This window comes from Methylocaldum sp. (assembly GCF_035627495.1).
In the GTDB taxonomy this organism is placed as follows: Bacteria; Pseudomonadota; Gammaproteobacteria; order Methylococcales; family Methylococcaceae; genus Methylocaldum.
Genome location: NZ_DASPLO010000132.1, coordinates 1 through 6,436, shown reverse-complemented (window position 1 = coordinate 6,436; position 6,436 = coordinate 1). Strand labels below are relative to the sequence as shown.

Genomic DNA, 6,436 nt, shown 5'->3' with positions numbered 1-6,436 from the left:
GGCACTGGCGAAAACTCAATGGCATTCCCCGCTTGGCTCAGGTTATCGAGGGAGTCGTGTTCAAGGACGGAGTTCGGGAAGACGCCGAGAAAATCGCCGCCTGAGTCCGCCCCGTACACAAAATTTGACCATTACTCGCGTTTGTACCTAAGAAGCCTCTGATTTATTCCAAGATGCTGTGATTCTTGTCATCCTAAAACACTACTCATTGTGTGTTTTTGAGATTAAATCAGAGTTTCCCTAACGGCATCCTACGGGATATCGTAGGTCTTTAGAAAGACTGGTTTCTTAGAGACTTGAACAGTACGACTTCAGTCATTATAATTCCCGCTTCTTTGGGCCGTTAGCTCAGTCGGTAGAGCATTGCACTTTTAATGCAGTGGTCGTGAGTTCGAGTCTCACACGGCCCACCAGAAAAATCAAAGCCTTACGGGTTAGTTCCGGTAAGGCTTTTTTATTGTCTGTGTAATTTTGGTGTGATCGGGTCAAGATTTTTCGATTACCCAAAGTTTAGTTCGTTCCAAATTAGGTTGATCGGGTAGTCGGTATCGGTTTCGGAGTTTATCCAATGCGGTACGGACGTGATCCCCGTTCGCATGGCTGTAGCGAGCGGCCATTTACAAAGTTTCGTGTCCACTAATCCGTTGTACGGCTGGAAGATCTACTCCGGCTTGTCGACGACGAACCGGCCGGAGAGGGGAATGGCTTTAAAGTGCTGGTCATAGGTAGCTCACCTCATCGAGGTAGCGCTGGGTCAGCTTGACCATATTGATCAGTCGGCGCTTCCCGATGACGATGCTGTCGACCGGACACCGTTCCACCCAGTCATCCATCATACCGGGCGAGAGCCCCAACGAGTTCCCCGAACTTTTCCCAGTGCATCACCTGCACATGCGGGAGCAATAGCACCTGACGGATGGCCTGTTCGTCCATAATGTCCGCTTAATAGGGCTAGTGCCAAGGTTCCTGTCATAAGCGGCAATATGGCATTTTGCTAATATTCATCTATGTTTTTCGAGTAACGCGGCACTCGGAAACATCGATGAAGCGGAACTGGACTGACGAGGAATTGGCCGAACATTGGCTGCTCAGCGACGACGAGATCCATTATCTCGACCACCGCACCCCCGCCGGCAAGCTCGGATTCGCGGCAACCTTCAAATTCCTCCTCCTGCAGGGTCGCTTCCCCGATGGGCCGGCTGACTTTCCCGATTCTGTCATCGCGTTTCTCGCCGACCAGCTACAACTGCCTCCAGAGACCTTCACCGACTACGACTGGATCGGCCGGACCGCGCGCTTGCATCGCACCGAGATCCGGGCTATCACCGGGTTTCGCACCTTTGCCGACTCCGACGAAACCGCGCTGCGCGCCTGGCTTGACCGGGAAGTTTTGCCCGCCGAGAGCGATTTCCCGCATCTGTTGTCATCGGCGCTCCAGTGGCTCCGCGATCAGCGCATTGAGCCGGTTTCGTCGGGCCGTTTGGAACGTCTACTGCGCTCCGCTGCACGTCAGTACGAAGATCGACTTCTTCAAGCCGTCACGGACACCTTGACCATCCGCACCCGGGAAGCCATCGATCAACTGCTCGATCCCCAAGGACTCCTGGTCGAAAAAGGACCGACGCCAACCCGTCTATCGTTGATGAACCTCAAAGCCGATCCGGGGCGCATCGGGCTGAACAGCGTCTTCAATGAAACGGCAAAGCTGTCGTGCATCGACGCGCTCGGCATTCCCGAGAATCTTCCGCGCAGCGTCCATGCCAAACGGCTGATCACATACCGGCAACGGGTCGCCAGCGAGGAAGCCAACCAACTGGCCCGCCGCGAGCCGGTCACGCGTTATGCCCTGACCGCCCTTTTTTGCCTGCAACGCCGGCGCGAAATCGTCGACGGGCTGGTCGAGCTGTTCAACCAGATCGTCCATCGCATCGCCGCGCGCTCCGAGCGCAAAGTCGTCGCCGAGTGGCTGGACGACGTGCGCCACGTGCGCGGCAAGACCGGCCTCTTGTTCAAGATCGCCGACGCGGCGGTCAACCATCCGGAAGGCGCCGTGAAGGACGTGGTGTTTCCCGTGGTCAGCGAAGAGATCCTGCGCGACCTGGTGAAGGAATTCCGTGCGTCGGGGCCCGCCTTCCAACAGAAGGTCCACAAGGTATTGCGTGCCTCTTACGGCAATCATTATCGGCGCATGGTGCCGCAACTGCTCGACGTCCTGGCGTTCCGTTCGAACAATGCCGCGCACCAGCCCGTGCTCCAGGCGCTTGCGGTCATCCAGCGGCATCGGGACAGCAAGAAGCAGTATTTCGCGGTGAAGGATGTCCCCACCACCGGCATCATCAAGACCAAATGGTGGGATCTGATCGTCGAGGAGGACGGCCAAGGTCATTCGCGCATCAACCGCATCAACTACGAAATCTGCGTCCTGCAAGCGTTGCGCGACGGCTTGCGCTGCAAGGAAATCTGGGTGGTCGGCGCCGATCGTTACCGCAATCCGGACGACGATTTGCCCGTCGACTTCACCGCGCGGCGGGAGCATTACTACAGCACGCTCGGTTGGCCGACCGACCCGGATACCTTCATCGCGACGCTCAAGCAGGAAATGGAACGGCAACTGAAAGCGCTGAACGCCGGGATGCCTGGCAGTCCCAAGGTGCGCATCGGCAAGAAGGGAAAGCACCGTATCACGGTCACGCCGCTGGAGGAACAGCCTGAGCCGGCCAATCTGGCCCGGCTCAAGGCCGAAATTGCGCGCCTCTGGCCCATGACCAGCCTCTTGGACGTGCTCAAGGAAACCGATCTGCGCATCGGACTGACCGATCTGTTCCAGACTACGGCCTCGCGCGAAATCCTCGACCGCCACCTGATTCAGCGCCGCCTGCTGTTGTGCCTGTTCGGCATGGGCGCCAACACCGGCTTGAAGCGCGTCAGCCTGACCGAGACCGAAACCAGCTATAAGGAGTTGCTCTACACGCGGCGCCGGTTCATCCAGAAAGCGGCGCTGCGCAATGCGATCGCCAAGGTGGTGAACGCCATCTTCGCCACGCGCTTGCCGCAGATCTGGGGCGAAGGCACGACCGCCTGCGCGTCGGACTCCAAGAAGTTCGGCGCCTGGGACCAAAACCTCATGACCGAATGGCACATCCGCTATGGCGGCCGTGGGGTCATGATCTACTGGCATGTGGAGAAAGAGTCCGTCTGCATCTACTCCCAAGCTCAAGCGCTGCTCGTCCTCCGAAGTGGCGGCCATGATCGAAGGCGTGCTCCGGCACTGCACAGAGATGGAAGTCGAACGCCAATACGTCGACAGCCATGGCCAGAGCGAGGTCGCATTCGCCTTCAGCCATTTGTTGGGCTTCGATCTGCTGCCACGCCTGAAAGCGCTGCCCAGCCAAAAGCTCTATCTGCCCGAGGCCAGCCTGCGCGACAGCCTGCCGCACCTGGAGCCCATTCTGTCCAAACCCATCCGTTGGGAGCTGATCCGGTAGCAGTATGATGAAATGATCAAGTTCACGATCGCGCTGCGCGAAGGCACGGCGGACCCGGAATCGATCCTGCGCCGCTTCACTAAGTCCAACGTGACGCATCCCACCTAGCAGGCGCTCTCGGAACTGGGCCGCGCCGTCAAGACCTGCTTCCTCTGCCGCTATCTCGCATCGGAAGCGCTGCGCAGGGAAATCCAAGAAGGCCTCAACGTGGTCGAGAACTGGAACAGTGCCAACGGCTTTATCTTTTACGGCAAGGGCGGCGAGGTGGCGACCAACCGCCTGGAGGACCAGGAACTGTCGGTGCTCTCATTGCACCTCCTGCAGATCTGCCTGGTGTACATCAATACGCTCATGATCCAGCAGGTCCTCGCCGCGCCCGGATGGTTGCAGCGGATGGCGCAGGAGGATTTCCGCGGACTGACGCCGCTGTTCTATGCCCACATCAATCCCTACGGCATCTTCGAACTCGATATGGAAAAACGATTGCCGCTAGCGGCATAAAAGTCTGCAACTCTTTACAAAAGGTGTATTTTGTTTAGAGTCAACGCTTAGGCGTTTCACCCAATCAACGGGTTACGACCGTTCGGCGCCGCGTTTTATCCAGCGAAAGGTAAAGAGTGACTGACGATGCCTGTTTGGGAAGCCGTCGATCTGCATGAGAAGTCCAAGAACTTCCTGACCGAGGCCGAGGTCGAGCGATTTCTCCAGGCCGCCAAGTCCGGTCGCCACGGCGTCCGGGATCATGTGATGATGCTGTTGATGTATCGGCACGGTCTCCGGGAGACGGAACTGTGCCGGCTGACCGTCGCCGCAGTGGATCTGGAGACCGCGTGGATCTGGATCGACCGCTTGAAGGGCAGCCTTTCGACGCATCATCCGCTCGCGGGTGACGAGTTGCGGGCGGTTCGGCGCTACCTGCGGATGCGCGAGTCCCGGCTGCCCTGGTTATTCGTCACCGAGCGCGATGGGCCGTTCACCCGCCAGGGCATCTATTACCTGGTCCGCTGCATCGGCGCGCGCACCGATCTGGGCAAGGTCCATCCCCACATGCTCCGGCATGCCTGTGGATACGCTCTGGCGAACCAGGGGCATGATCTGCGCACCATCCTGGATTATCTGGGCCACCGGGGTCCCAAGCATACCGCCGTCTACACCCGAACGGCGGCCAAGCGGTTCGAAAATTTATGGCGCTGAGATCCCGGAAAGCCGTGCCCGAATAGGTGGAATACCGGAACTCAGGACGTGTCTCCCTGACCGCGATGCATCGGGAACACCTTTGAAAACAGTCCAAACCTTCGCGTGGACGCCCGCGCAAACCCGCCTGCTCGAAGCCCAGGACTTCGAACGTCGGGCGCCGGGAACCATCCTGCAGGATTTCGAGGCCCTGTTGAGCCTGATCGGCGATGAAGGCCTGCCCGTCACCCCCGCGCATCTGCTGGCGATGAACTGCCTGGAGACGATCAACCGGGCGCTCACGCAGCCGCTGGAACTGCGTCTGAAACGCGCGATGCAGAAATCCTATCCGCACATCAACGGTCTTTATCTGCTGCTGCGCGCCACGGGCATCGGCCGGATCGATACGCAATCCAAAAAACCGCGCCTCAAGCTCGACCCGCCCGTCTTGGACTCCTGGCGCTCCCTCAACGGCGCCGAACGCTATTTCGCGCTGCTGAAGGCCTGGTGGGGACGTGCTCGCGAGGAAATCATCGGCGAACGTGAATTCGGGGGCGGAGAAATTCTCCTGAAAACCTTGGATTTTATCGAGCAGTTCCCGAACACCGGCATCCTGGCGGTGGAAACGCCGCAAGACGCGGAAATGCTCCGGTATTACCCCGGCCTCCACAACCTGGCGTTGCTGGAACTCTTCGGCTTGCTCGAAATCCGGGCCCAACCGCCCGCCGAGGGGCAAGGGTGGCGGCCCGCATGGATGCGACTGACCGATTGGGGCAAAGTCTTGTTGGGTGGCTATGCGGACTTCATCCAACGATCACTAGCGCCCGCGGCCGGATCGGCCCTGCCGACGCTCGGCTTCGCGACGCTATTCGAACCTTGGGACGGCTTCGAGCAATGGAGCCGATTCGTTCGCCCCCATATCCAAGGGTGGCAAAAGGATTTGGACATTCCTGCGCCGCTTTTTCAACCCGGTCCGCATGTGTTCAAGGTTGCGCTGGGCGCGGAGTGCTGGCGGCGCATTGCCATCCGGGGCGATTCGATTCTGGCGGAACTTGCGGCGACGATTCTCGATGCCTTCCACTTCGATCACGATCACCTGTACTGCTTCAGCTACAAGGACCGTTTCGGTCGCACGATCGAAATCGATCATCCTTATGTAGCCGGTGATTCCGACCATCCACTCGCGGATGAGGTTAAAGTCGGCGACGTTCCCCTATCCGAGGGGATGCGCATCGGTTTCCTGTACGACTTTGGTGACCAGTGGGAGTTCGAGATCGAAACCGAGCGCGTGAACGCGGGACCCGCGATCAAGAAACCACGGGTGATAGAGAAGTACGGGAAGGCCCCGAAGCAGTATGGGTGGTAGAAGTCATATCGACAGGCTCTTCACCTTTCCGTGCTTGGGCGGGGCCTTTAAGCCAAATTGCCATTTTGGACAGCAACCTTGGCACTAGGCCTAATAAGAAAGATTCGAGAGGCGGAAGGTCTCGGCCGGGCCGAGTTCGCCAAAATACGGGGATTCCAAAAGATTCTCTTATTCGAATCGAAACGAAAGGAAACGAGCCGAAATCCGGTGTTCTGCTCGCTATTTGTGCGAAATTCGAGAAGTACGCTCTGTGGCTTACGACAGATAAAGTCGGAGTTATGCTCGAAAGTTGTGGATGAGGGGCTGAGGTAGGCGGCGTATTCTGGATGGTCTTCGAGGTCATCCATTCCTGTTGAGAGGAGCGAATACGCCATGAGTGAAGATAAGGTCATTCGGTTGAAGAGTCCAGGGA

3 protein-coding genes, 1 tRNA gene and 1 pseudogene are annotated in these 6,436 nt (G+C 58.4%); 4 read left to right on the top strand and 1 reads right to left on the bottom strand.

Annotation, left to right across the window (positions count from 1 at the left end; translation table 11 throughout):
- Nucleotides 1-337: 337 nt before the first annotated feature.
- Nucleotides 338-413: transfer RNA gene (locus VEB01_RS10665), tRNA-Lys, on the top strand.
- Nucleotides 414-719: 306 nt separating this feature from the next.
- Here the strand turns inward: VEB01_RS10665 and VEB01_RS10660 are convergent.
- Nucleotides 720-854: a hypothetical protein gene (locus VEB01_RS10660; protein WP_324875268.1), complete on the bottom strand. Its 135-nt coding sequence runs from the start codon at nt 852-854 to the stop codon at nt 720-722.
- Between the two features lie 188 nt (nt 855-1,042).
- Between VEB01_RS10660 and VEB01_RS10655 the strand changes: the two are divergent.
- From VEB01_RS10655 to VEB01_RS10645, 3 genes and pseudogenes are all read left to right on the top strand, one after another.
- Nucleotides 1,043-3,986, top strand: a pseudogene (locus VEB01_RS10655) (Tn3 family transposase).
- A 126-nt stretch (nt 3,987-4,112) separates the two neighbouring features.
- Entirely contained in the window at nt 4,113-4,679 is a 567-nt protein-coding gene (locus VEB01_RS10650; protein WP_324875267.1) for a tyrosine-type recombinase/integrase, read from the top strand.
- Nucleotides 4,680-4,761: 82 nt separating this feature from the next.
- On the top strand, nt 4,762-6,024 hold the full coding sequence (locus VEB01_RS10645) for an IS1096 element passenger TnpR family protein (protein ID WP_324875265.1): 1,263 nt from the start codon (nt 4,762-4,764) through the stop codon (nt 6,022-6,024).
- The last annotated feature ends 412 nt before the right edge of the window (nt 6,025-6,436 follow it).